Genomic DNA, 24,737 nt, shown 5'->3' with positions numbered 1-24,737 from the left:
AGATGCAGAAGGACACTGCAGAGCGTTTCACCGTCACGATCCATGTGGCTGCTCCGGGAACGCCTCGCTGGGGCGAGAGGGATTCCGTGCCAGTACGGCTCGAGAACTCGTCCGTGGGGCACATGTTCCTCACGATCGATGATGGCAGCGGACGCGATCCAAAAAGTTACGGATATACGCGCGCGCCCACGCCAACCAACCCGGACGCAGGTGAAGTTGATACCTACGACAATCTGGTCTACAGAAATCCGCGCTACGAGCGCACGGTCGAAATCAGCAGGGAACAGTACGACAAGATCATGGAGTTCGCTGAAGCCCCGGAAAAGCACGGCTTCGACAAGAACAACTACAACCTGGTCACCAATGCCTGCACCGACTTCGCCTGGGGTGCGTTGAACCACGCTGGTCTGCGCCCGGTAGGGCTGGCCGGTGAGATCAGGAACTACGAAGGCTCGATCAAGGTGTTGGACAACATACCCGCGATCAACGCTATCCCACAGCAGGTCAAGGACAGCGAGCTGGACAAGGTGAAGTGGAATGACATGCCGACGCAGACCTTCGGTCAGTGGTGGATTTCGCAGAATGGCGAGCGGACGCAGGATGCCCATCCCTTGAGCGGAACCCCCGCCGATCCATCGCACGCCGATCACACTCGCCTCAATCAGCTTCACCAGCAGGTGGCCGACCTCGGAGCCTTCGGCGCCCAGAGCGGCAACGTCAGCGCCAGCCTCCTGGCACTCTCCAAGGAGCAGCAGTTCACGCGCGTAGATGATGTGCTGCTCGGCGAGCGCCGTGGCGATGCCGCCCCCAACCTCTTCATCGTGCAGGGCGATCGCAGCGACCCGGCGCATCAGCGCGCCAGTCTGCCGGCAGACGTCGCCGCGCAGACGCCGGTGGCAGCCTCGTTCGAGCGCATCGAGCAACTGGCGCAGGCACAGCCGCAGCGTGATGCCCAGCGTCAACAGGAAGAGCAGCAGCTGGCCCAGGCGCACGCCCCGCGCATGGTCTAGGCGTCCAGCGCCGAACAGCGCGTCCGCCATGCATCCGCAGGCGGACGCCACGGCCCCTACCTGCTACCATTCCCGCGCTACCCAGCCAGCCCACCCCGCGCAGACAGATGCAGGGCCGGGCCGTCGAAGAACGGCCCCGCGAGCCAGGACACCCTCCGTGCCCATTGAAGGACGCTCGCATGATCCGCAATTCCCTTTTCCGTTCGGCCGCGCTGGCCGTCGCCGTGTCGCTGAGCCTCGGTGCTCCGACCGCCTTCGCCGCCGAAGCCGCCGCCGCCACCAGCCCCGCCACCGCCGTGCAGCGCCAGGCCATCGCCCAGGGCCTGTACGAGCTGGCTTACAGCCCCAAGCAGAACGCCGTGTTCGTTGCCTCGTCCGGTGGCTTCGGTGACAACGCCGGCCCGGCCCAGGTGCTGCGCCTGAACCCGACTACGCTCGCCGTGGAAACCCGCATCCCGCTGGAGCGCAAGGCGTTCGGCGTGGTGCTGGATGACGCCCACGACCGCCTGTACGTGGGCAACACCGTGGACCTGTCGGTAACCGTGGTCGACACCGCACAGAACAAGGCCATCGGCACCGTGCAGCTGATGGAGAAGAAGACCGGCAAGGACGGCAAGGCCGCCTACACCCACGACCTGCGCGAGCTGGTGGTCGACAGCGCCGCCAACCGCCTGTACGTGACCGGCCACAGCAGCCAGCCCGATGTGAGCAGCGTGCTGTTCGTGATCGATACCAACACCCTGAAGGTGATCAACACCATTCCGGGCCTGGGCAACGCCAAGGCGCCGGGCCTGGCGTTGGATGCCGCCAACAAGCGCGTGTACACCAGCAATCTGCTGGCCGATCTGGTGGTGGTCGGCACCGACTCCAACAAGGTCGAAGCCCAGCACAAGATTGCCGCCGAGCAGCCGATGAACATCGCGCTGGACCCGGCCGGCAAGCGCCTGTTCGTGACCGACCAGGGCTCGGAAATGCTGCGGGGTTACCAGGCCAAGAGCAGCGGGCTGGTCAGCAAGCACCCGGGCCAGCGCGTGCTGGTGCTCGACCGCAGCAATGGCAAGGAACTGGCCAGCATCCCGACCGACGCCGGCCCGCTGGGCATCCTGCTGGATGCACCGCGCAAGCGCCTGTACGTGACCAACCGCGAAGCCGGTACGGTGACCGCGTACAACAGCGACAGCTACCAGAAGGTGGCCACCTACGCCGTGCCGACGCACCCGAACAGCCTGGCGCTGGATGCCAGGAACAACGTGCTGTACGTGAGCATCAAGAACGGCGAGAAGGATGCCAAGGGCGCGGAAGAGAGCGTGGCGCGGATCCAGCTGTGATGCGATGACGCTGGGCCACGCCCGGCGTCCTGACGCGTGAAAAAGGCAGGGCTTTTGCCCTGCCTTTTTCTTTGCCCGGTTGCAGTGCCGACCGCCAACCCGCTAGGGTTGAAGCCCATGGCAGGGAGCCAAAGGGTCTGAATCATGCTGTGTATCCACCGCTGGCTGCGCGCCGGCCTGTTGATCATCTTGAGCTCCGTGCTGGGCGCCTGTTCCAGCCGTGATCCTGTTCCACCCGAGCCGCTGGACCTCACGCAGCCGATCGCTGTGGATCAGCCGGGCCAAGAGGTGATTTTCGAGTTCGAGATGAACGGACGCAATTTCACTCCCAGCCGCATTCATGCGTTGGAACTCGAGATGCAACGCCAAAGACCGTACAGCGCGGATGCGCCGGACTTGGAGCGCTTGAACATTCCGTTCGAAGTGGTCCTGCAGCGCTGGACAGGCGGGGCTTGGAAGGATGTGCCTACCTACGACAATTACCAGGCACTAGCACTCAACGCAGGTCAGCCGCTTCCTGCGTGGCATACGTCGGACACTTGGCGCTATGCAATGTTGCGGTCAGGTAGCGGCGGGCAGTACATGCTGAGTGTCGTTGCCTTGCCCCTGCAGAACGACAACCGCTATCGAGTGCAGGTTCGCACCGTCAAAGTGACCCCGGAACTGGGCGAGTATTCGGCCCGTCTTCGCGTCCACGCTGCACGACCCGTTGGTAAGTAGGCTCTATTTACATCCCTTGGAAGGAACTGAAGGAACAATCTTATGGACAAGCCACGCTACACCGTAGATATCGTCATTGCGGCACCCGGGACCCCTCTGCTTGATCTTTCGACCGGTAAGCAGGAGGTTGTGGATGGTGTTCTGCAGACCTCCGCGCCGGGGCACATGTTCTACGTCCTGCACGCTACGGGTGTGCCTCCCCAGAGCTACGGCTTTGCACCTGTGGTGCATGGCGACATCAATGGGCCGGGCGACATCGTGAAGAAAGATGATCTGATCTATAAGGATCCGCGATACACCCGGACGCTCGAAATCAGCGAGGAGCAATACAAGAAGCTCGACGCCTTCGGCAAAGATCCCGAGGGGTTTGGCTTCAGCAAGCACTACCAGGATGTCCGCAACAACTGCGTGGACTTCACCTGGGAAGCCTTGAACCACGCGGGCATCGAGCGGAAAAGAAGCATCGACGTGAATGCGCTGGGAGGTCCCGCCGGGCAGCTTTTCCCGGATGTCCGCATTCCTCTGGACATCAATGGCGGTGGCAAGGACGGTTATCGTCCGCTGCGTAACATCCACGGCGTCGACAGCATCGATCCGCCGTTCCCCAACAGTGATCTCAATCGTACGAAAACCAACCCGATGCCCGATCGTACGTGGAAGCATCGCCTGCTGAGCGACAACGACGACATCGGCGAGCGCAGCGGCGAGCGGGTGGCCAACGACGCACGCGTGCCGGGCGACGCGTTGCATCCTCTCGACCAGCGGGTGCGGGCAGCGCTGGGTGACGCCGCCGAGCGCCAAGGGCTGCCGGCGGGGCAACAGCCCGAGCTGTTGGCGGGCCACCTGACACGATTGGCGGTGCAGGGGGGCTACACCGAACGCGATACCTTGCAGGTGGCCTTCAGCAGCGGCGGCGCTGTGGATTCGCCGGGCTATGTTTTTCTGCAGCGCACTGGCGACACCGCTTCACCGGACCCTGCAGCGAACCGCCAGCGCTTGTCGCTGGTCGATGCCCAGCAGGGCACGGTTGAAGAGGTGTACCAACAAGCCAGCGTGCAGCATCAGGGGCGTGAGTCCTGCCGCATTGCGCATGAGGATCAGCTGCAGCAACAGACGCAGCAGTCCCAGCCGCGAATGGGCTGATAGCGGCCCATGCCATAAAGGCGTCGATCGCATCGACGCCTGCCGGTGTTCACCCCATCCGATGCGCAGGGTTCTGCTGCTGATCCTGCGCCTGTGCATCCAGCGTCTGCTGCTCGGCCTGCACCGGCTGCTGCCCACCCAGTCCCAGCTTCTGCAGTGACTCCTCGGCCGGCGTCTGCGCGGCCACGGCGGTCGGCAGCATCGCCCGCAGGTGCGCCGGGTTGGCCGGGTCGCCCTGCACCACGAAGATGTTGTGCCCGGCCGGGTGGTTGGCCGTGGCGTTGCTCACCACCACGTGGTCGGCGCGTTCCAGGCCCTGTTCGCGGGCTTTGACGGCCAGGCTGGCGGCCACGTTCTCGCTGGTGGCGTCGAACGCGCGGCCGTGCTTTTCGTCGAGTGCGGCCACGTTCTGGCGGATCTGCTGGTGAAGGGAATCGTCAGGGGTCATTGGGGGCTCCATGTGGCCGCTACCGTGTGGCCGGATGTGGCCAGTGTAAAACGGTCGCGGGCTGCGCCGGTAACCGCTTTGTTGCTAGCCTGTGGCCCGGCGACGCAGGGGATGGCGTCCGGTGCAATGGCAGCGGGGGAAAGCGTGGTGCACGGGGAGACAATCCGGATACGGGGACAGGCGGCCGCGCGGTTGCTGCTGGGCGTGGGGCTGTGGGCCTGCGCAGGTGCTGCGGCGGCTGACACGCCGGTAGCAGCGGACGATCCCGCCTGCCCATCGCAGGACTTCACGCGTTTCCTGCAACGCTTTGCCGACCCGGCCGATGACCGGGTGCGCCTGCGCTATACCTCCGACCCGCTGGAGTACGAGGTGCCGATGCACACCGTGCGCGACGACCACGAGGGGCTGGCGCACACGCACATCGCGCTGGAACAGGGCGGCGCGCGATTGAAGCGTTTCAGCTACCGCTACCTCGCTGCGTTCGATCTGTTCGTGCCTTCGCCGGTCAGCCGTGACCCGGTCGCGCTGGAGCGCATGCGCGCAGGCACCTACAACGCGCCCACACGCATCGAAGCGATCGACGACAACGGACAGCGCGTGACCTTCGGCAGCGACGACGAGCGCGATACCTACACCTTCGCGCGCCGCTACGGGTGCTGGATGCTGACGCGCGCCAGCAACCTGCGCGACTGAGCGGGCGCTGCGGTGGTGATATTTATTTGTCCGCCGGGCGGTGGTCGTAACTGATCACCCGCTCGGCTTGCCATTGACCGTTCACGCGGCGCCAGACCTGGATGAAACGGGCCTGGCCGGTCCAGCGTTCAACGCCATCGGTGCCGCGCTCATGGAAGCGGTGATCGCCCATTTCCAGGGCGCGATCGTCCTGCAGCGGAAAGACCTGCAGTGAGCTCTCCACCAGCTCGCGCCGCAGGTGCCAGCCTCCCTTGTGCGCGTTGCCGCACAGGGTGGCCACGCTGCGGCGGAAGTCCTCGCGGCTGTTGGCAGACTTGCCATCCTTGTCATGGAAGAACTCCATGTCTTCGGTGGTCATCGCGGCGGCCCTGTCGGCATCGCAGGCATCGAAGGCCACGGCGAACAGCTGCGTGTCGGCTGCGCGGATCTGCTCGCGCAGGGTGTCGCTGGCGGGGGCGGTGCCGGCGAGTGCGGCGGCGAGCAGGGGCAGGGCGAGCAGCAACATGGCGAAAGTCCTGGGGATGATTCGCGCAGGCTGGCATGGCGAACGACATCGCTGGGCTGCATACCGACGAAACCCTGTTATGGCTCGACAAAACGCCGTCTCAACGGGCAACAAATGGCGGCGTCCCTTTGTGCGCCGCAGCAATGCGCTCGACGTCTCGGGGAGGACGAAGCGGCGCCTCATCGAAGCAGGTTGGATAAGGCGCCAGGCGCTGATGGTGTTGTTGACCTCACGATGTCGGACTTCAATGACGTTATGAAGTACGAGGCGGCGCATACCCGCATGGCCAGTGAGGTGCGCGGTGGGTTCGACAAGCTCCCTGTCTGGGAGAGGGCCGTGGTACACAGCAAGGCCGATTCGATCTTCTATGGAGACAACGGTGGAAAGTTCTTTCGCATCGTGCGCGAAGGTGGCGCGCCCATCGGGCCCTACAGGGGCGGCGACTTCAATTATATAAAGCAGGGAATGACCTTCAGGGCGTCGGGCGACAGCCAGGGCGAAATGAGGGCTGCCATTGTGGGCTGGAACGCCTCCGGCGCCGGCACGAGCTCCAACATTCCACAGCGCATCTTCCTCTCCGAAGTGGGGTACTACTACTATGAGAATTACGGTGGTGACTGATAGAGGCCGGCTGACCGCAAAGCGTGTTCTGCATGCTGCGCTGCTTGCAGTCGTGTTTTGCACATCGGCGGGATGCAACTACATCAGCTGCGGTAGCTACTACACCTACGTCAACGACGAGGGTGATGCGCGGGCGATCGTCGCTTGGGCCGATGCCCACGTGCTGGGTCGGTCCTCCGCAACGTTCAGGGTCAATGGTGGCTTGTTGGTGGGGCCTGGCGATACGCGCATACGTGGCCATGCGCCGTTGCCGCCCGACTTGGCGGGAAGCGAAATCCGTGTGGTACAGGAAGACGCCAATGGAATTTCAGCAATCTTCATAGGCCGCCGTTCGTTGAAGGGATTGATGGTGACGCGCAATGCGATGCCCGGAGCGCTCACAGGTATCAGGTACCCCGGTGCGTCCTATCTTGAGCGTGGAGGACGAACCGCCGTCATGTGCTATCACCAACGTTAGGATCCGGTGGCCTGTACGATAGCGTGGGTGCACGTGGCGTTGTCGTGGATCGGATTTTCATCACGGCCAGCATAGGTGCCGACGACTAGGCTCTGGTTCCACGCTTCCACAGGAGCCACCATGACTGCTTCCCGCATCCGACTGCACATTGAAGACACCGGCGGCACCGGCCGCCCGGTCGTCCTGATCCATGGCTGGCCGCTGTCTGCCGAATCCTGGAAGGCGCAGGTGCCGCTACTGCGCGATGCCGGTTACCGCGTGATCAGTTACGACCGTCGCGGCTTTGGCCGCTCGGACAAGCCCGCCGATGGCTACGAGTACGACACCCTGGCCGCTGACCTGGCCGGCCTGATCGACGAACGCGATCTGCGCGATGTCACCCTGGTCGGCTTCTCGATGGGCGGTGGCGAAGTGGCGCGCTACATCGCCAACCATGGTGAAGACCGCCTGCACAGCGTGGTGTTCGCTGCGGCCGTGCCGCCGTACCTGTTGAAGGGCGCGGACAATCCCGAAGGGCCGCTGACCCAGGAAAAGGCGGATGAGATGCGCCAGGGGCTGGAGAAGGACCGGGAGTCGTTCTTCGACGGCTTTACCCGCGATTTCTTCAGTGCCGACGGCAAGCTGATGGTCACCGAGGACGAGCGCCAGGCCGCCATCGCGCTTGCCCATCAATCTGACCAGACCGCTGCGCTGGGGTGCATGAAGGCGTTCGCCACCACCGATTTCCGCGCGGACCTGAAGAAAGTGACCGTACCGACGCTGGTGCTGCACGGTGACAGCGATGCGACGGTGCCGTTCGAAGGTTCGGGCAAGCGCACGCATGCGGCCATCGCAGGCAGCGAGGTGGTGGTGCTGAAGAATGCACCGCATGGCTGCAATACCAGCCACGCCGATGATTTCAATCTGGCGTTGCTGGAATTCCTGAAGAAGTAACACCCACTACGGCATCATCCGCACATGCCCACTGCCCGCACGCCGCCCTGGAAGAAGCTCAACCCGAAGGGCCAGAAGACGCAGCCGCTGACGGAAGCGCAGAAGGCGGCGGCGCGGCAGCGGGCAGAGGAGAACGGGCGCCGTTACCCGAACCTGGTGGACAACATGTGGGCGGTGAAACTGCCGCGCGGTTGAAGCCTTACTGGCCGCTGCGCCCCGGCCACGGCTGCCAACCCCATTCCCGCCATGGCGCGACGGTGCGCGGCTGTATCGTCAGCGTAACGTTGGACGATGCGCTGCACTGGTACAGAGCATCACGTAGCAGGGCCACATCCACCGGTTGCGCCGTGGCCACCTGCAGCAGCGTGCCGCGGTGCCGCACCTGCACCGGCAGTACCCCGTGCACCTCGACCGGATTGCCGGTGCGGGCTCTGCGGTAGCGCATGGTGATGGGGCGGACAGTGCGATGCAGCACGGGGGCGCAGGCATCCAGCAACTGCAGCTGCTGCTGCATGGGCGCGCGGACCTCGATGACGGTGGAGGGATATCCCAAGGTGCTCTCGACCAGCACCTGGAAGCGGGGGCCATCGGGCATCAGGTAGACGGTCAGGCCCACCGTGCCGATGAACGCCATTGCTGCGAGCAGGACCCAGCTGCGCGGCACCTTGGGCGGCTGGGTGAAGCGCTGCAGGCGCGGTCTGCGCCGACGCATGCGGCGATAACGTCGCTGTGCTGCGGGGCTGGGCAGCAGGCTCTCATCCGGCAGTGCAATCACGCGCGGCGGAAGGCGGGCCAGCCGCGCATTGATCACGCGTGCGCCGAGCATCGCAACCAGCCCGCCAAGCAGAACCGGCAGCAGGCTACGCACGAGTAGATACAGCCCTACCATCGCCAACTCTCCTGAAGGAGTGGACATGATCGCGCATCCTCCAGGGTCGTGTCGTATCTGCCAGCCGACAGCGGCCGTTGGCTTGGCTAGCATGCGCGTCACTTGCTGGGGGATACATCGATGACCGCCTTCACTGCCCGCCTCGGGCGCTTCTTCGGCGCCGGCCTGATGCTGTTCCTGCTGCAGGTGCTGGCGCTGTTGTCGGTGGGCTTGGCCGCAGGCTACTTTCACCACCGCATGGACCTGCTGCTGGAGCCCCTGACGCTGGCCTGCGGTGGACCTGATCCTACCGCCCGGATGCAGGTCGCCGAGCACCTGCTGGCGCGTGCCGGTGCGTTGGATGACTGGCAGCCGCTGTGTTGGTTGCCAATGGCAACGCTGCTGCTTGCCCTGCTGGGATCGCTGTCGGTGTGCGTGCACTGGCTACGTCATGTGGATGCACGGTTACGCCGCAGCGCGTGGGGATTGCTGGCCCTGCACGCGGCGGCGCTGTTGCTGGCCAGCGCGATGCTGCGACTGTATGACCAGGCCTGGAAGGGCATCATCACTGCGCTGCCTGCAGCATGCATGACAGACCTGACACCAGACGGACATGCGCTCCCGTCCTCGATGCGGCGATGGCTGTTGCAGATCTTCGCCAAGGCCGACCTGACGCCGCCGCACGCACCTGATGCGCTGGCCATCATCCTGTGCGGACTGCTGATGGCTGCGATGGTGGTTGGCCTGTGGCTGTGGCGCACCACCTCGCAGCTGACCCGGCTCTGACTCGCGCGCGGGCCACTGACTGGCATCAACCGGCGCTTCTGCGGCACGCTATGCGGATGAATACGGAAACTTCAACCAAGCAGACCAGCAAGTTCCTCAGCCTGGTGCTGCGCCATGAACCCGGGAAAATCGGGTTGAACCTGGACGGCCAAGGCTGGGCCAACGTCGACGAACTGCTGCAGAAGCTGCATGCACACGGGCAGGTGCTTGATCGTGGCGGACTGCAGGACATCGTGGCGACCTGCAGCAAGCAGCGCTTTGCATTGAGCGATGACGGCCAGCGTATCCGCGCGAACCAGGGACATTCGATCACGGTCGATCTCGGACTGGTGCCGGTCGAGCCGCCGCAGTGGCTGTACCACGGCACGGTGTCGCGCTTCGTCGGGGCAATCCGCGAGCAGGGTCTGCGTCCGGGCGAGCGCCAGCACGTGCATCTGTCGCTGGACCGCGAGACGGCCCACCAGGTGGGTGCCCGCCGCGGTGCGCCGGTCATCCTCAGCGTGCATGCCGGGCGCATGCATGCCGAAGGGCATGTCTTCCACCGCTCGGCCAATGGCGTGTGGTTGACCGACCACGTGCCGCCGAAGTACATCGCCGACTGACTCGGCCTGGCGCTGCACGGCCGGGCTCACGCTCGGCTGCAGGGCTCAATCGCGTTACAGTCACTGCATCCTCATCCCATGGATGTACCGATGCGTCTGTTCCTGCGTGCGTTGCCGTTGCTGCTGTTGTCACTCACCGTCCATGCCGCCGAGGTTGATCGGCGCATCGCGGTGACCATCGACGATCTGCCCTGGGCACGCCTGGATGAGATCGTGCCGGCGGACCTGCAGGCGCGCCATGCTGCGCTGATGTCGCAGCTGCGCCAAGCTGACGTGCCGGTGATCGGTTTCGTCAACGAGAACAAGCTGGAGGTGGATGGCCATGTGCAGCCGGCGCGCGTGCAGATGCTGCGCGATTGGTTGGATGCCGGCTACGAGCTGGGCAACCACACCTGGTCGCACATGGACCTCAACGCCAAGGGCGTGGCCGCGTTCCAGCAGGATTTCCTGCGTGGCGAGCAGGTGCTGCGACCGTTGCTGGCCGAACGCGGGCAGACGCCACAGTGGATGCGTCATCCGTATCTGCGTGCGGGGCGTACGCCGGAAGATCGCGCGGCGATGGACGTGTTCTTCAAGCAGCATGGCTACCGCGTTGCGCCGGTGACGGTCGACAACGGTGAGTGGGTGTGGGCCTTCGCCTACGCCAACGTGATGAACGAGCAGCCCGATTCACCGCAGCGCGAGGCGACGCTGGCGAGCCTGCGCAAGGGCTATGTGCCGTACATGCTGAACAAGGTGGATTACTACGAGAAGCAGTCGCAGGCGCTGCTGGGGTATGCGCTGCCGCAGGTGTGGCTGATGCATGCCAACGAACTCAATGCAGCGACCTTCGCCGAGCTGGTGGCGGCCACCAAGCGTCGCGGTTATCGCTTCGTGTCACTGCAGGAGGCGGTGCGCGACCCCGCCTATGCACGCGGCGCCGAGGGCTACAGTGGTCGCTATGGACCGAGCTGGCTGCACCGCTGGGCGATGGCCGAGAACAAGCCCAAGGAATTCTATGCCGGCGAGCCGGAAGTGCCGAAGTGGGTGATGAAGCTGGCCAAGGTGGAGGGCGAGTGAGGTTCAGCGCTTGACGGCCAGCACGCCGTCAAGCGCCAGCTCGGCCTTGAAGCCTGCCTTTTCCAGGCGCTTGGCCACTTCGCGCGGCACGTCGCGGCCGCTGGTCAGCTTGTTCGGTGCGCCGGTGTAGTGGAACAAGCGACCGCCCTTGCGGATGACGCGGGCGAGGTGGTCGTAGAACACCTGCGAGTACAGTTCGCCGGCGATGCCGAAGCGCGGCGGGTCGTGCAGGATCGCATCGACGCTGTTGCTGGCCACTTGTTCGATCTGCTGCGAGACGTCGCCGTGGCTGAAGTGCAGGCGACCGCCAGCGGCGGCTGAATCCGGATCGGGCGACCACGGGTTGAGCGTGCGCAGCCACATCACGTCGGCGTTCTTTTCGAACGAGCGGATCTGGCCAACGCCAGCCTCCAGCGCGCAGGCGGCGAAGTAGCCCAGGCCACCGCAGGTATCGAGGATGATCTTGCCGGCCGGGGCGACCAGCTCGACCTTGCGGCGCGCGTCCTCGAACGGCGACAGCTTGGAGGTCGGCAGCATCTTGATGCCGTCGATCTCGAAGGTCGGCGCGCCCCATTCGGTCGGCACCAGCTTGATCAGCGAGCCGCTGAAACGGGAGATGGAGGAGAACTCCTCACCGTCCCAGTAGTACAGGGTGCGATCCTTCAGCTTGCCCGGCCACGGGTAGTGCTGGCCACGGAAGGTGAAACCCTCGGCATCCAGCTGTACCGCCTCGTCGCTGCGCCCCAGGTCGAGCGAGCCCTGCCATTCGGTGGCCGCCTTGTCGTGGGCACGGCGCAGGGTGTCAGCGCTGTCGCGGGTCAGCAGGGGGCCGGAGTAGTGGGGCACAGTGGGTACAGGGGTGGTTCGGGGGAAGGCATGGTACCGCAGCTGTTGCAGAGCGGAAGGCGGCGGCGGGAACCGCTGCCACATCACCTGCGACGGCCCGGAGCGCGCCCATCCAGGCGCGCGCCATGGCAGGAACTGCACGCTATCCGCACTTCACCGCATACACCGGCCCCGCCCCGATCAGCAGTAGCGCCATGTAGTCGCTGTCACGTGCGCGGGCCTTCAATGTGGCGCCGTCCTTGACGTGGAAAATGCCGAAGCCGCCGGCCATGCGGATCAGCGCGCTGTCGATCTGGTCGGCGTCGTCGCGGAAGTACTGCTGGATGTCGCTGCGGCTGGCCTTGTACAACGCGCTGGGTTCGCGTTGCCATTGGCCATCGCGTTCGAAGGACACGAAGTACTGGCTTCCTTCCTTTTCGATGCGGAACTCGGCGGACTTGCGCGGGCTGGTGGCGAAGCAGCCGAGCATGGGGTCGGAGGAGAACGGTAGCTGGGTGTCGCCGGAACAGGCCACCAGCAGCAGGAGGGCACCGGGCAGCAGCAGGCGGAGCGTGCGCATGGGATGTCCCGACGGGGCAGGTGCGGCCAGTGTAGGCAGCACGCGGCGCTGGCCGGTACAGATTTTCGGCAAGAACCGCCGCCCTGCTGGCGTCACGCGCTGCGGTGGATCTCCACGGTGACATGCACCAGTTCCTCGTGGATCGCCAGCGCCTGGCGCACGGTGTCCGGATCCAGCGTGGCATCACTGGTGACCACGCTGGCGGCGACGGCGTACTTGCCGCGCCCCACCTGCCACACGTGCAGGTCGGCCAGGCGTGCCGGCCATGGACCCTGCTCGATCACCTCGCGGACTTCAGTCACTACCGGTGCGTCCATCTGCGCGTCGAGCAGGATGCGGCCGCTGTCGCGCAGCAGGCCGATTGCCCACACGGTGACCAGTACCGCGCCGACCAGGCCCATCACTGGATCCAGCCAGGTCAGGCCGAGCAGCTTGCCGCCCAGCAGGGCGACGATGGCCAGCACCGAGGTGGCGGCGTCGGCCAGCACGTGCACGTAGGCCGAACGCAGGTTGAGGTCGTGGCCGTGGGAATGGTCGTGGTCGTGATCGTGGTGATGACCATGATGATCGCCATGTTCGTGCCCGTGTCCATGGTGGTGATGGGCGTGGCCCGGACTGTCGTGCAGCCACCACGCGCACAGCAGGTTCACACCCAGGCCGACCGCGGCAATGGCGATGGCTTCGTTGTAGTGGATGGGCGCGGGCACCCACAGGCGTTCCAGCGATTGCACGGCCATCAGCGCGGCGACGCCGAGCAGGGCGATGGCGCTGGTATAGCCGGCCAGGATCTCGATCTTCCAGGTGCCGAAGGCGAAGCGCGGATCGTGCGCGTAGCGCCGTGCGCAGCGGTAGGCGAACACCGACAGGCCCAGTGCCAGCGCGTGCGAGCTCATGTGCCAGCCGTCGGCCAGCACGGCCATGGAGTTGAACCACCAGCCACCGACGATCTCCACCAGCATCATGCTGACGGTGAGCCACATCGCGCGGCGGGTGTTGCGTTCGGCCAGCGGATTGCCGTCGTCGAAGCGGTGCTCGTGGCGGCGGGCGGCGGCAAGGGCGTCCAGGTGCATGGCGGCGATCAGGCTTGGGTGGATACCCCCATAGGGTATATGATCCCGCCATGGCCCATGTACACAGAAATCGAAAGCAGCTGCTGACCCGGGTCCGTCGCATCGGCGGCCAGGTGGCGGCGTTGGAGCAGGCGTTGAACACGCCTGAGGGCGAGGCAGGCGACTGCGCCGACGTGCTGGTGCAGGTGGCCGCCGTGCGTGGCGCTGCCCACAGCCTGTTGATGGAACTGCTGCACGAGCACCTGCAGGAACACGTGGTGGGCGCGGAAGACCCCGCCCAACGGGCCGCCGAAGCCGAGGTACTGGTGGAGCTGCTGCGGCGTTACGGCAAATAGACAGCTGATGCCGGCCGCTGGCCGGCAACCTCATGAACCGTGGACGTAGCCTGCAGTTGCCGGCCAGCGGCCGGCACTACCCCTGCGGCGTTATCGGTGCCGGTGCCGAAGCCGCGCGTTCCAGACGTGCGTGGCGGCCAGCAGCAGGCTGCCGGTGACCGTCAGCGGGGTCTCCCACGCGTGCGAGGGCAGCGCCAGGGCGCCGGCCATCAACAGGGCCAGGCCGATACCGGCGCTCAACCACGCCAGCGCAGGCAGGGGATGGCGGCGTTCGGCCCGCCATAGGGCGAAGCCGGTCATCGGCAGCGCGATGGCCACAAAGACCAGGTGCACCCATTCCGCTTCGGCCCAGACGCCAAACAGCGGCAGTGCGGCCGCCAGCAGGGGCAGTGCCAGGCAATGCAGCAGGCACAGGCTGGACAGGGCGACGGCACCGGCATCAAGCAGGGCAGCGGAGGGCGACTTCATGCGGGGAGGTTCCTTGCGCGACAATTGTTATACAGTAACATTTCCTTTCTGCAGCCAACCCAGCCCCAGATGAACGCTATTTCCCGCGCCGACCGCCGCCTTCCGGTCACCGTGCTCTCCGGCTTCCTCGGTGCCGGCAAGACCACCCTGCTCAACCAGATCCTGCGCAACCGCGATGGCCTGCGGGTGGCGGTGATCGTCAACGACATGAGCGAGGTCAACATCGATGCGCAGCTGGTGCGCGAGGGCGGCGCGGAGCTGCGTCGCACCGAAGAGACGCTGGTGGAGTTCAGCAACGGCTGCATCTGCTGCACGCTGCGCGATGATCTGCTGCAGGAGGTGCGGCGCCTGGCCGACAGCGGCCGCTACGACTACCTGCTGATCGAATCGACCGGGATCGGCGAGCCGATGCCAGTGGCGGCCACCTTTGCGGTGCGCGATGAGCACGGCTTCAGCCTGAGCGATATCGCGCGGCTGGACACGATGGTGACGGTGGTGGACGGCAGTGCCTTCCTGGCCGATTTCGGTTCGACGCTGCGCTTGGCCGAGCGTGGCCAGCAGGCGGGGCCGGACGATGACCGCGGCGTGGTCGACCTGCTGTGCGAGCAGGTGGAGTTCGCCGACGTGATCGTGGTCAGCAAGGTGGACCAGGTGGAAGAGGAGCTGCTGCAGGACACGCTGGCGGTGCTGCGCGGGTTGAACCGCGACGCGAAGCTGCTGCTGTCGAGCTTTGGTGACGTACCGCTTGCCGAGCTGCTGGATACCGGCCGCTTCGACTTCGAGCGCGCGCAGCAGGCCCCGGGATGGGTGAAGGAGCTGCGTGGCGAGCACACGCCGGAAACCGAGGAATACGGCATTGCCAGCTTTGTCTACCGCTCGCGGCGGCCGTTCCATCCGGCTCGTTTCGCACGCACGTTGCAGCACGGCATGCCCGGAGTGATCCGCAGCAAGGGCTGGTTCTGGCTGGCCAACCGCATGGATTGGGTGGGTGAGTTGAACAGTGTGGGCGCGGCCACGCGCACGCAGGCGGCGGGCTTCTGGTATGCGGCGCGCGAGCGTGTGCGCGCCGGCCAGGAGGACACCACGCCGCTGCTGCCGCCAACGCCCCTGCCGTACAGCGATCTGGGCTGGGCCCGGCAGCAGGCCGACTGCTGGAGCGCACCGTTGCCCGATGCACAGGAATTCCCGGACGCGGAAGCGCACTCGGCGATGGCACGCCTGTGGCACCCGCTGTGGGGTGACCGTCGGCAGGAACTGGTGGTGATTGGCGTACACATGGACGAGCGCGCGGTGCGCTCGGCATTGGACGCGTGTCTGCTCAACGACACCGAGCTGCAGGCCGGGCCCCTGCTGTGGCAGCAGATGCCGCAGACGTTCCCGGTGTGGAAACGTTGATGCCTCTGCGCCAAGAGGGATGTGGAGGCATTGCTGCTCAGTAGATCCACGCCATGCGTGGATGCGTCTGCGTAGAGCCGAGCACGGGCTCGGCTCTACAGTTCGTCGCGCCACCGCCAACCTGCATCCCCGACCTGCAGAACCTGCGTCGGCCGTAAGGCCTGCAGCAGATGGGTGTCATGGCTGACCATCAGCAACGCCCCCGGCCATGCCGCCAGCAGTTCTTCCAGCGCCTGCAGCGCGGCCAGGTCCAGCGCGTTGCCCGGCTCGTCCAGCAACAGCAGCTGCGGGGCAGGATCGGCATACAGCACGCTGGCCAGCGCACCCTTCACGCGCTCGCCATCGCTGAGGCTGCTGGCGGGGCGCTGGATGCGCTGCGCATCCAGGCCCAGCAATGCCAACCGTGTGCGCAGCTCCGCCGGATCGGCCGTGGGATGGGCGGCCTGCACCGCGTCGAGAATGCTCGTCGTGCTGTGCAGATTCAGCAGCTGCTGGTCGAGCAGGGCCAGAGGCGCGTGCCGTTGCACCTGCCCACTGTCTGCGGCCAGCTCGCCTGCCAGCACACGCAACAGCGTCGACTTGCCGCTGCCGTTGTCGCCGACCACGGCAATGCGCTGGCCACGACGGATCTCCAGCTGCAGTGGCGCCGGACAGCCGTGCGGCAGTACCAGGTCGTGCGCCTGCAGCAAACGGGCGTGGCCACGCTCGCCTTCGCCACTGAACAACGCCAGTTCCGGCACCACATGCACTGCCGCTGCGGCGTTGCGTACCTGCGCGGCGCTGGCCTGCAGGCGATCGCTCTGGATCTGCTGCGCGCGCCCGTGGCTGGCTTCGGCGCGCTGCTTCTGCCGACCGAGCAGGATCGGTGCCTGGTTGGCCTCGCGCGCCTCGCGGTTGCCGCGTGCCTGGCGCTGTTGCTGGCGCTCGTGCTGTTCGTGCGCGCTGCGTTGCTGCTGCCGGTGCTGGGCACGGGCATGCTCCAGCTGGGCGGCGGCGGCCTCGCGTTCGGCGGCGCGTGTGTCGGCATAGTGCTGCCACGGTCCGCCGTAACGATGCAGGCCGTGCGCGTCCAGTTCGACGATCTGCGCCATCTGCGAGAGCAGGCCACGGTCGTGGCTGATGACGAGCAGGCCACCTTGCCACTGCTGCAGCTGTGCGTACAGCTGGTGGCGGTGATGGGCATCGAGGTGATTGCTGGGCTCGTCCAGGATCAGCCAGTCCGCGCCGCTGGCCCACGCGCCGGACAGCGCGACCTGCATCGCCTGGCCGCCACTGAGCCGTGCGGCGGACTGCGCAGGATCAAGGTCGACCGGCAGCTGCATTGCCTGCCACTGCTGCTGCAGGCGTTCGCGCAGGTTCCAGCGGTCGCCGATGCAGGCGAAGTCGGCGTCATCGACGCTGCCGGCTTCGATGCGCGCCAGTGCCGCCAGTTCGGTGCCTACGCCGGCCAGTTCGCCGACCGTGCCACGGGGTGGATAGCCCGGCGTAGGCAACAGGAATACCTGGCCACTGCCGTGCACCTGGCCCTCGTCCGGCGACAGCTGACCGGCGAGCAGGCGCGCGAGCACGCTCTTGCCCACACCATTGGCGCCGACCAGGCCGGTGGCCACCGGTTCGAAGGAAAAGGACAGATTGGAAAACAGCGGACGGCCATCGGCCAACCGATACGACACGCGATCGAGCGTGAGGGAATGCGAAGTCATGCGACCTCCATGGATGCCTGGTTCTCCCCTGCGCGCAGGGGCGGGAAGAGTCGGGCCGTCTAGTGCGAAGACGGCGGCATCACTGGCGCATTGGTCGCGAGCCTCTTGGAGGAATGAGGGGGAAGTATAGCGCCGTGCGCTGAATGGTCGCGGTCGCTGCGCCGCGTTACGGCACCGTATCCAGCCGCGCGCCGACGAACTCGATGAACACCCGCAGCTTCGGCAGCACGTGGCGGCCGGAGGGCCACAGCAGGTGGAACGTGCCGCAGGAATGCACGTGCTCATCAAGCACGGTGACCAGCCGGCCGTCAGCGAGTGCATCGCGTACCGAATGCACCGGCACGAACGCCAGGCCGCCGTCGCGCAGTGCCAGTGCCACCCGCGCCTCGATGGTGTTGGCGACCAGGTGCACCGGGAGTTCCTGTGCCGCTTCACCCTCCGGCCAGAGGATCGGCCACGGTTCGAGTTTGCCGCTGCTGGGGAAGCGGTAATGCAGCAGGCGGTGCTGCAGCAGGTCCGCCGGCACCTGCGGCGTGCCATGCCGTTGCAGGTAGGCCGGCGATGCGACGACGCGGCGTGGGAACACACCGAGGCGGCGCGCGGTGAGTCGTGAGTCGCTGGGCTCGCCGACACGCAGCACGGCGTCGAAGCCTTCTTCGATGACGTCGACCAGTCGATCCGAGAAATCCAGCTCCAAGCGGATGTCGGGATAGGCGGCCATGAACTCGGCCATCAACGGCAGGGTGAGGTCGCCTACCAGCGGCAGGCTGATGCGCAGGGTGCCGCTGGGCGTCGCGTGCTGCTGGGCCAGTTCGGTGCGTGCGGCGTCGCGCTCGTCGAGGATGCGCCGGCAGCGTGCCAGGAACAGATGGCCCTCGGCGGTGAGGGTGATGCTGCGCGTGCTGCGGTGGAACAGGCGTACACCGAGCGCCTGTTCAAGCCGGGCCACGCACTTGCCGGCGGCGGAGGCGGAGATGCCTTGTACGCGGCCGGTTTCGACGAAGCTGCGGGTGTCCGCGGCGTGGACGAAAGTCTGCAGGTTGGCCAGGTTGTCGAGGACGGACATGGGAAGGTCGCTGCAAAAGAGGGCAGGGTAGGCGGCCGCCGGTACGGCCGGTGACGCAGCCGCTGCAACAGTGCGGTACGGGCGCCAGACGGGCATTTGCGGCCCAACGGTTCCGGGCATCATGCCGATTACGGACCGTGAGGTCCATGATGCGCGGAGCCCGACCCCGCTTTTTGCGGGCGCCGGAGCTGCCTACCGTGGCGGCCTCTCCCCACGAATCACTCCGATGACACTCGCCCTCCCTGTTGATACTGCGCCGGTACTGCCCGCGGTGAGCGCGCTGCTGCAGGCCGTGCACCCACAGCGTCTGGTCGGTGCGGTTGTGCTGGTGCGCGAGCACGGCGTGCTGCGCCATGCCAGCGCCAGTGGCCTGGCCGACCGTGAATCGAACATGCCGGTGCGCCGCGACCATCTGTTCCGGCTGGCCTCGGTGAGCAAGCCGCTGTTGACCACGGTGATCCTGCGCCTGGTGGCCGAGGGCGTGCTCGACCTGGATACGCCGGTGCAGCGTTGGCTGCCGGCGTTCCGCCCGGCACTGGCCGATGGCAGCCAGCCATCGATCAGCCTGCGCCAGTTGCTCAGCCATAGCAGCGGGCTGGGCTACCGCTTTCTGGAAGCCGATGCCGAGGGCCCTTACGCGCAGGCGGGCGTAAGCGATGGCATGGACGCGAGCGCGGTGACGCTGCAGCAGAACGTGCAGCGCATCGCGCAGGCGCCGCTGCTGTTTGCACCGGGCAGCCAGTGGCTGTATTCGCTGGGCGTGGACGTGGCCGGCGCGGTGGCTGAAGCGGCGACAGGCGAGACATTGCAGGTGCTGTTCGACCGGCTGCTGGCGCAGCCGCTGGGCCTGCGCGATACACGGTTCGCTACCGACGAGGGCAGCCGCCTGGCGACGCCGTACGTCAGTGACGTGCCGCTGCCGCATCGGTTGCGCGAGGGCGAAGTGGTACCTGCGTTCGAGGGCTCGGTGGGCATCGAGTACAGCCTGGCGCGTGCGACCGATCCGCTTCGCTATCCGTCGGCCGGCGCCGGTCTGGCGGGCACCGCTGACGAGGTGATGGCCGTGCTGGAGGCGCTGCGCGATTCGCGTGCCTCACAGCTGCTGCCGCACAGCTTGATGGCACAGATGGGAATGCCTCAGCTGGGCGAGCTGGGACCGATCGATCCGCCCGGTTGGGGCTTCGGCCTGGGCTTTGCCGTGCTGCGTGATGCAGCGGCCAGCGGCACACCACAGACCGTGGGCACATGGCGCTGGGGCGGTGCCTACGGCCATAGCTGGTTCGTCGATCCAGCTCGCGGACTGAGCGTGGTCGCGCTGACCAATACGCTGTACGAAGGCATGCATGGCGCGTTCGTGGATGAACTGCGCGATGCGGTGTACGCCGATCTGGAGACGGCGCGATGAGCGGCCACGCGATCGATGCGGCGGCGCCGGCCGGTGAGGCGACACGTCTGCCGTGGCGTGGCCTGCTGGCCTTGGCCGGTGGTGGTTTCATAACCCTGCTGACCGAAACGTTGCCTGCCGGCGTGCTGAGGCCGATGGGCGAGAGTCTCGGCGTCAGCGACGCGGCGGCAGGCCAACTGGTCAGCGTGTACGCGCTGGGCTCGGTGCTGGCTGCGCTGCCGATGACCGCGCTGACCCAGCGCCTGCCGCGTCGTCCGCTGCTGTTGGCGGCGATTGCCGGCTTCATGGTGGTCAACACCGTAACCGCGCTCAGCCACGACTACGTGCTGACCTTGGTGGCGCGCTTCCTGGCGGGTGTGGGTGCGGGCCTGCTGTGGTCGCTGGTGGCCGGCTATGCCGCGCGCATGGTGGTGCCCGAACTGCAGGGCAGGGCGATCGCGGTGGCGATGATCGGCTCGCCGCTGGCGCTGTCGCTGGGGGTACCGGCCGGCACGTTGCTGGGCCAGCAGATCGGCTGGCGCTGGGCGTTCGCGTTGATGAGCGTGCTGGCGGTGCTGCTGCTCGGCTACGCACGCTGGGCGCTTCCGGCGTTGCCTGCGGCCGGCGCGGGCCGGCGCATGTCGCTGGGTTCGGTCTGGCGCATGCCCGGCATCCGCAGCACGCTGCTGGTGATGGTGCTGTACGTGCTGGCGCACAACGTGCTGTACACCTACATCGAGCCGTTGGCGGTGCAGGCCGGCGCGGGCGGCTGGCTGGACCGGCTGCTGCTCGCATTCGGCATCGCCGCGATCGTGGGTATCGCCATCGCCGGCTGGGGCGTGGACCGCCACCTGCGCGCGCTGGTGTGGGCCAGCGTGATCGGCTTCGTGATGGCAGTGGTTGCGCTGCTGCTGTGGCCAGGCGTGCCGGGCGTGCTGCTGCTGGTGACGGTCCTGTGGGGCGTCGCGTTCGGTGCCGTGCCGACCCTGTTCCAGACCGCACTGGCCCGCCGCGCCGGCGCCGCCGCGGACCTCGCGCAATCGATGCTGGTAACCGGTTGGAACCTGGCCATCGCCGCCGGCGGTGTGGGCGGCGGCCTGATGCTGCAGGCCAGCGGCGCCCAGCACCTGGCCTGGTTGCCGTTGCTGCTGCTGGCGGTGTGTGCAGCCTGGCTATGGGCCCGGCCGAAGGCCTGGGCGTAGGCGTCGATCAAGGGCGACGGGGTTGCCGGCCAGCGGCCGGCACTACAGAGAGCAGAACGTGCGAGCGCAGCGACCCGCTGTTGCTTTCGCTTTTTCTTTCTCTTCTACGTGGTGGAACGTCGCAGAGATCTGTCCCGGGTCGGGCGCGGTGGGTACGCGGGGGTGTCCGCGGCATGGATGCCGCGGCCAAGCCTCCAGGGATGGATTCACGGCGTCCCCCGCGTATCCACCGCGCCCGACCGACCCCAGAAACCGCTCCTAGCGACCCACCACGAGGGGCTGCGCCGTTCGCCGACTACTCCTCCCCCGCCTGCTCGCGCTCGAACGGCACACTGCGCGGATTCTGCATGTGCTCCCGCGCCGCCCCGTACTGCTGCTGGCGCTTGCGATGGAAAGCGATGAACTCATCGCGCGGCAGCGGCCGCGAGAACAGCCAGCCTTGGCCGAACTGCACGTGCTGGCTGTGCAGGTAGGCCAGCTGCGCTTCGGTTTCCACGCCTTCGGCCACCAGCCACAGGCCCAGCTCGCGGGCCATGCCGATGATGTGCGGCGTGACCGGGCTGGTCGCGCTTTCGGTGCCGATCGCATCGACAAAGGACTTGTCGATCTTCAGCGCATCCAACGGCAGCTGCTGCAGGTACTGCAGGCTGGAATAGCCGACGCCGAAATCGTCGATGGCCACGCTGTGGCCCGCGCGTCGCGCTGCGGCCAGCATGGTGCGCGCACGGTCGATATCGAGGAAGCCATGTTCGGTGGCCTCCAGCCAGATCTGCTGCGGCAGGATGCCGCTGCCGGCCATGCGCTGGGAGATCACCTTCAGCGCCCGGCCGCTGCTGATGTCTTCGGCCGCCAGGTTGATCGCGATGTGTGCACTGCGATCCTCGGCCAGCAGTTCGCGCATGTCGGCAACCACGTTTTCGATCACCAGATCGGTGATGGCGGCGATCATCCCGGCTTCTTCGGCCAAGGGAATGAACAGGTCCGGACGCACCTGCGTACCGTCGGGTCGCTGCCAGCGCACCAGCGCCTCGGCGCCGACGCAGATGCCGGTATCCAGTTCGATGATCGGCTGGTAGTGCAGGTAGAGTTCACGGCGACGGATGGCGATGCCCAGTTCGCCGCGCATCGACAGCCGTCGTCGCGACAGCCAGATCACCAGGCCGGCACCGACGGCGGCCATCAGCAGTCCCAACGGCACGAACAACCACGCCTGCTGGCGGAACGTGGCGGCCAGCGCGGTGCGCGGCGCCGTGGCGATTGCCAGCCATTCGCCGCTGCGTGCGCTGGCGTACAGCGTGTCACGGTCCAGGCCCTCTCCGGGCTCACGCAGCAGCTGCTGCAACAGGGTCGGGTCCATGCCGTCCTGCTGGGTCAGCAGCCGTCCATCCGGGCTTGCCAAGGCCAGCCGCACGTCCGGATCAACGACGACATCGATGAAGCGTCGAGGGTCGACCAGCACATCGTAGGAGCCGTACATGATGGACAGCATCGGCCGCCGGCCGGCCGCCTCGGGGCGGACGTCGACGGTGATGCCGGCGCCATCGCTGGTGACGTGGTCCGGCGTGGGTTGGTCCACGTCCCGCTGGAACACCCCCCAGGACGTGCAGCGCAGCTTGCCGCCCTCGAAGTAGCCCATCTGGTCGGACGATGGCGTGGTCATCACCAGGGTCTGCATGCGCTGGATGTGCTCGGCCCCGCACGGCGGCAGCGTGGTGGCCTCAGCGGACTTCAATGCCGCCAGCGCTTCCTGGTAGGACACGTCGGTACGGCGCAGGGTGCGCTCGGCGATGGCATGCAGTCGCTGTTGTTCGACGCTTACGGCTCGGTCCCAGGTGGCATAGACCATGACTGCGATCGGCAATGCGGCGGCCAGTACGGCCAGCACGGTGCCGCCGATGATGACCCGCAGCCGGCTCATGACCGGGGCTCCAGGGAGGTGTGCAGGGCTGGGCACATGGGCGGGGCCGGTCCTTGGGCGATGGCGGTATATGAACACGGCGCCGGGCTGGGTGGAATGGGACAAATGCGGTAATGGGTCACATTGTGGTGAAAGTGACACTTGCTGACGGTTCGGGCCGTCCGGCGCTGGCGTTGTGGCAGCGGGAGGACTACCGTCGACTGCTTCGCCCGCCTCTTCCCGCGCCCATGACCGAGCCCGCCACGCCTCCCGAGCACCTGCGCCGCAGCCTGTCCAACCGCCACCTGCAACTGATCGCCATCGGCGGTGCCATCGGCACCGGCCTGTTCATGGGCTCGGGCAAGACCATCAGCCTGGCCGGCCCCTCCATCGTGTTCGTCTACCTGATCATCGGCGCGATGCTGTTCTTCGTGATGCGGGCGATGGGCGAGCTGCTGCTGTCCAACCTGCAGTACAAATCCTTCATCGATTTCTCCACCGACCTGCTCGGGCCGTGGGCCGGGTTCTTCTGCGGGTGGACGTACTGGTTCTGCTGGATCGTCACCGCCATCGCCGATGTGATCGCCATCGCCGCCTATGCGCAGTTCTGGTTCCCCGGGCTGGAGGCGTGGATACCAGCGCTGGCCTGCGTGATGCTGTTGCTGGCCTTGAATCTGGTGACAGTGAAACTGTTCGGCGAAATGGAATTCTGGTTCGCGCTGATCAAGATCGTGGCGATCTGTGCGCTGATCATCACTGGTGCCGGGCTGGTGGCGTGGGGCTTCACTTCGCCCAGTGGACATACCGCATCGCTGTCCAACCTGTGGAATGACGGCGGCATGTTCCCGATGGGCCTGGTCGGCTTCTTCGCCGGTTTCCAGATCGCGGTGTTCGCCTTCGTCGGCATCGAACTGGTGGGTACCACCGCTGCGGAAACGGCCGACCCGGAGCGCAACCTGCCCAAGGCGATCAATTCGATCCCCGTGCGCATCATCATCTTCTACGTGCTGGCGCTGATCGCGATCATGGCGGTCACCCCATGGCGCCAGGTGGTGCCGGACAAGAGCCCGTTCGTGCAGCTGTTCGTGCTGGCCGGCATTCCCGCCGCCGCCAGCCTGATCAACTTCGTGGTGCTGACCTCGGCCACGTCCTCGGCCAACAGCGGCATCTTCTCCACCAGCCGCATGCTGTTCGGCCTGGCCGAGGAAGGCCATGCACCGCGCGGCCTGTCCAAGCTCTCGCGCGCAGCGGTGCCGGCACGGGGCCTGCTGTTCTCCTGCCTGTGCCTGCTGGGCGGCACCCTGCTGATCTACCTGATCCCCAATCTGGTGACCGCCTTTACCCTGGTGACGACCCTGGCGACGGTGTTGTTCATCTTCGTCTGGTCGCTGATCCTGGTGGCCTACATGGTCTACCGCCGTCGCTACCCAGAACGCCACGCGGCCTCGATCTTCAAGATGCCCGGTGGCGTGGTGATGTGCTGGGCCTGTCTGATCTTCTTCGCCGCCGTGCTGGTCCTGCTGAGCCTGCAGGCCGACACCCGCCAGGCCTTGGTGGCCAGCCCCGCATGGTTCGTGCTGCTGGGCGCCGGCTATTGGCTGCGGCGGAAGATGGCGCGCTAGTCGGGAAGACCCATCCA

At 66.5% G+C, this 24,737-nt stretch carries 26 protein-coding genes; 16 read left to right on the top strand and 10 right to left on the bottom strand.

What is annotated here, in order from left to right; translation table 11 throughout:
• Positions 1-2 precede the first annotated feature (2 nt).
• The 4 genes from ACQ5SA_RS10635 (at position 3) to ACQ5SA_RS10620 (ending at position 4,201) form a co-directional block, all read left to right on the top strand.
• On the top strand, positions 3-1,010 hold the full coding sequence (locus ACQ5SA_RS10635) for an XVIPCD domain-containing protein (protein ID WP_499314200.1): 1,008 nt from the start codon (positions 3-5) through the stop codon (positions 1,008-1,010).
• Between the two features lie 179 nt (positions 1,011-1,189).
• Positions 1,190-2,338: a YncE family protein gene (locus tag ACQ5SA_RS10630; RefSeq protein ID WP_312785726.1), complete on the top strand. Its 1,149-nt coding sequence runs from the start codon at positions 1,190-1,192 to the stop codon at positions 2,336-2,338.
• Positions 2,339-2,482: 144 nt separating this feature from the next.
• Positions 2,483-3,058 (top strand): hypothetical protein, encoded by a 576-nt coding sequence (locus tag ACQ5SA_RS10625; RefSeq protein WP_363729534.1) that lies wholly within the window; start codon positions 2,483-2,485, stop codon positions 3,056-3,058.
• A 42-nt stretch (positions 3,059-3,100) separates the two neighbouring features.
• Positions 3,101-4,201 carry a hypothetical protein gene (locus tag ACQ5SA_RS10620; protein WP_363729536.1) on the top strand — a complete coding sequence of 367 codons (1,101 nt, stop codon included), beginning with the start codon at positions 3,101-3,103 and terminating at the stop codon, positions 4,199-4,201.
• Positions 4,202-4,250: 49 nt separating this feature from the next.
• Here the strand turns inward: ACQ5SA_RS10620 and ACQ5SA_RS10615 are convergent, their stop codons facing one another.
• Complete coding sequence (locus tag ACQ5SA_RS10615; protein ID WP_243380336.1) at positions 4,251-4,649, bottom strand: XVIPCD domain-containing protein; 399 nt, start codon at positions 4,647-4,649, stop codon at positions 4,251-4,253.
• Between the two features lie 147 nt (positions 4,650-4,796).
• Here ACQ5SA_RS10615 and ACQ5SA_RS10610 point away from each other — a divergent pair, with 147 nt between their 5' ends.
• Entirely contained in the window at positions 4,797-5,342 is a 546-nt protein-coding gene (locus tag ACQ5SA_RS10610; RefSeq protein WP_447944544.1) for a hypothetical protein, read from the top strand.
• Between the two features lie 22 nt (positions 5,343-5,364).
• On the opposite strand, the gene ACQ5SA_RS10605 is transcribed toward ACQ5SA_RS10610, so the two are convergent.
• Entirely contained in the window at positions 5,365-5,847 is a 483-nt protein-coding gene (locus ACQ5SA_RS10605; protein WP_394198165.1) for a DUF4440 domain-containing protein, read from the bottom strand.
• Between the two features lie 234 nt (positions 5,848-6,081).
• On the opposite strand from ACQ5SA_RS10605, the gene ACQ5SA_RS10600 reads away from it, so the two are divergent.
• The 3 genes from ACQ5SA_RS10600 (at position 6,082) to ACQ5SA_RS10590 (ending at position 8,053) form a co-directional block, all read left to right on the top strand.
• On the top strand, positions 6,082-6,468 hold the full coding sequence (locus ACQ5SA_RS10600; protein WP_363729544.1) for a hypothetical protein: 387 nt from the start codon (positions 6,082-6,084) through the stop codon (positions 6,466-6,468).
• Between the two features lie 577 nt (positions 6,469-7,045).
• The gene (locus ACQ5SA_RS10595; protein ID WP_312107953.1) at positions 7,046-7,858 is read left to right on the top strand and encodes an alpha/beta fold hydrolase; all 813 of its coding nucleotides are present in this window, start codon (positions 7,046-7,048) and stop codon (positions 7,856-7,858) included.
• A gap of 24 nt (positions 7,859-7,882) precedes the next feature.
• Positions 7,883-8,053 carry a hypothetical protein gene (locus tag ACQ5SA_RS10590; protein ID WP_312107955.1) on the top strand — a complete coding sequence of 57 codons (171 nt, stop codon included), beginning with the start codon at positions 7,883-7,885 and terminating at the stop codon, positions 8,051-8,053.
• 4 nt (positions 8,054-8,057) lie between these two features.
• On the opposite strand, the gene ACQ5SA_RS10585 is transcribed toward ACQ5SA_RS10590, so the two are convergent.
• A complete protein-coding gene (locus ACQ5SA_RS10585) occupies positions 8,058-8,774 on the bottom strand; it encodes a hypothetical protein (protein ID WP_499314199.1) in 717 nt (238 codons plus the stop codon).
• Between the two features lie 93 nt (positions 8,775-8,867).
• Here ACQ5SA_RS10585 and ACQ5SA_RS10580 point away from each other — a divergent pair, with 93 nt between their 5' ends.
• The 3 genes from ACQ5SA_RS10580 (at position 8,868) to ACQ5SA_RS10570 (ending at position 11,173) form a co-directional block, all read left to right on the top strand.
• Positions 8,868-9,512 carry a hypothetical protein gene (locus ACQ5SA_RS10580; RefSeq protein WP_499314198.1) on the top strand — a complete coding sequence of 215 codons (645 nt, stop codon included), beginning with the start codon at positions 8,868-8,870 and terminating at the stop codon, positions 9,510-9,512.
• A gap of 56 nt (positions 9,513-9,568) precedes the next feature.
• Positions 9,569-10,114, top strand: coding sequence for an RNA 2'-phosphotransferase (locus ACQ5SA_RS10575; protein WP_499314197.1), 546 nt, complete (start codon positions 9,569-9,571; stop codon positions 10,112-10,114).
• Positions 10,115-10,204: 90 nt separating this feature from the next.
• Positions 10,205-11,173 carry a polysaccharide deacetylase family protein gene (locus ACQ5SA_RS10570; protein WP_499314196.1) on the top strand — a complete coding sequence of 323 codons (969 nt, stop codon included), beginning with the start codon at positions 10,205-10,207 and terminating at the stop codon, positions 11,171-11,173.
• A gap of 3 nt (positions 11,174-11,176) precedes the next feature.
• Here the strand turns inward: ACQ5SA_RS10570 and ACQ5SA_RS10565 are convergent, their stop codons facing one another.
• From ACQ5SA_RS10565 to dmeF, 3 genes are all read right to left on the bottom strand, one after another.
• Entirely contained in the window at positions 11,177-12,019 is an 843-nt protein-coding gene (locus ACQ5SA_RS10565; RefSeq protein ID WP_499314195.1) for a class I SAM-dependent methyltransferase, read from the bottom strand.
• 142 nt (positions 12,020-12,161) lie between these two features.
• Complete coding sequence (locus tag ACQ5SA_RS10560; protein ID WP_499314194.1) at positions 12,162-12,578, bottom strand: hypothetical protein; 417 nt, start codon at positions 12,576-12,578, stop codon at positions 12,162-12,164.
• A gap of 92 nt (positions 12,579-12,670) precedes the next feature.
• Positions 12,671-13,648 carry a CDF family Co(II)/Ni(II) efflux transporter DmeF gene (gene dmeF / locus ACQ5SA_RS10555; protein WP_088101290.1) on the bottom strand — a complete coding sequence of 326 codons (978 nt, stop codon included), beginning with the start codon at positions 13,646-13,648 and terminating at the stop codon, positions 12,671-12,673.
• A gap of 50 nt (positions 13,649-13,698) precedes the next feature.
• On the opposite strand from dmeF, the gene ACQ5SA_RS10550 reads away from it, so the two are divergent.
• The gene (locus ACQ5SA_RS10550) at positions 13,699-13,983 is read left to right on the top strand and encodes a metal/formaldehyde-sensitive transcriptional repressor (protein ID WP_033830224.1); all 285 of its coding nucleotides are present in this window, start codon (positions 13,699-13,701) and stop codon (positions 13,981-13,983) included.
• A gap of 90 nt (positions 13,984-14,073) precedes the next feature.
• Here the strand turns inward: ACQ5SA_RS10550 and ACQ5SA_RS10545 are convergent, their stop codons facing one another.
• Positions 14,074-14,451: a MerC domain-containing protein gene (locus ACQ5SA_RS10545; RefSeq protein ID WP_230113087.1), complete on the bottom strand. Its 378-nt coding sequence runs from the start codon at positions 14,449-14,451 to the stop codon at positions 14,074-14,076.
• A 69-nt stretch (positions 14,452-14,520) separates the two neighbouring features.
• Between ACQ5SA_RS10545 and ACQ5SA_RS10540 the strand changes: the two genes are divergently transcribed.
• Entirely contained in the window at positions 14,521-15,846 is a 1,326-nt protein-coding gene (locus tag ACQ5SA_RS10540; RefSeq protein ID WP_499314193.1) for a GTP-binding protein, read from the top strand.
• Between the two features lie 95 nt (positions 15,847-15,941).
• Here the strand turns inward: ACQ5SA_RS10540 and ACQ5SA_RS10535 are convergent, their stop codons facing one another.
• Both ACQ5SA_RS10535 and ACQ5SA_RS10530 read right to left on the bottom strand, forming a co-directional pair.
• The gene (locus tag ACQ5SA_RS10535; protein ID WP_499314192.1) at positions 15,942-17,549 is read right to left on the bottom strand and encodes an ATP-binding cassette domain-containing protein; all 1,608 of its coding nucleotides are present in this window, start codon (positions 17,547-17,549) and stop codon (positions 15,942-15,944) included.
• Positions 17,550-17,715: 166 nt separating this feature from the next.
• Positions 17,716-18,615 (bottom strand): LysR family transcriptional regulator, encoded by a 900-nt coding sequence (locus tag ACQ5SA_RS10530; protein ID WP_499314191.1) that lies wholly within the window; start codon positions 18,613-18,615, stop codon positions 17,716-17,718.
• A gap of 226 nt (positions 18,616-18,841) precedes the next feature.
• Here ACQ5SA_RS10530 and ACQ5SA_RS10525 point away from each other — a divergent pair, with 226 nt between their 5' ends.
• Together ACQ5SA_RS10525 and ACQ5SA_RS10520 are read left to right on the top strand one after the other, a co-directional pair.
• Positions 18,842-20,020, top strand: a complete 1,179-nt coding sequence (locus ACQ5SA_RS10525) for a serine hydrolase domain-containing protein (RefSeq protein ID WP_499314190.1) — start codon at positions 18,842-18,844, stop codon at positions 20,018-20,020.
• Positions 20,017-21,201, top strand: a complete 1,185-nt coding sequence (locus tag ACQ5SA_RS10520; protein ID WP_499314189.1) for an MFS transporter — start codon at positions 20,017-20,019, stop codon at positions 21,199-21,201. Before ACQ5SA_RS10525 ends, ACQ5SA_RS10520 begins: the two co-directional genes overlap by 4 nt.
• A gap of 295 nt (positions 21,202-21,496) precedes the next feature.
• Here the strand turns inward: ACQ5SA_RS10520 and ACQ5SA_RS10515 are convergent, their stop codons facing one another.
• On the bottom strand, positions 21,497-23,119 hold the full coding sequence (locus ACQ5SA_RS10515) for an EAL domain-containing protein (RefSeq protein ID WP_353099583.1): 1,623 nt from the start codon (positions 23,117-23,119) through the stop codon (positions 21,497-21,499).
• Between the two features lie 227 nt (positions 23,120-23,346).
• On the opposite strand from ACQ5SA_RS10515, the gene cycA reads away from it, so the two are divergent.
• Positions 23,347-24,720, top strand: a complete 1,374-nt coding sequence (cycA, locus tag ACQ5SA_RS10510) for a D-serine/D-alanine/glycine transporter (protein WP_499314188.1) — start codon at positions 23,347-23,349, stop codon at positions 24,718-24,720.
• Positions 24,721-24,737 lie beyond the last annotated feature (17 nt).

Origin of the sequence: Stenotrophomonas indicatrix (assembly GCF_050573115.1) — a bacterium.
Lineage (GTDB): Bacteria > Pseudomonadota > Gammaproteobacteria > Xanthomonadales > Xanthomonadaceae > Stenotrophomonas > Stenotrophomonas lactitubi_A.
This window is presented reverse-complemented; position numbering and strand designations above follow the sequence as displayed.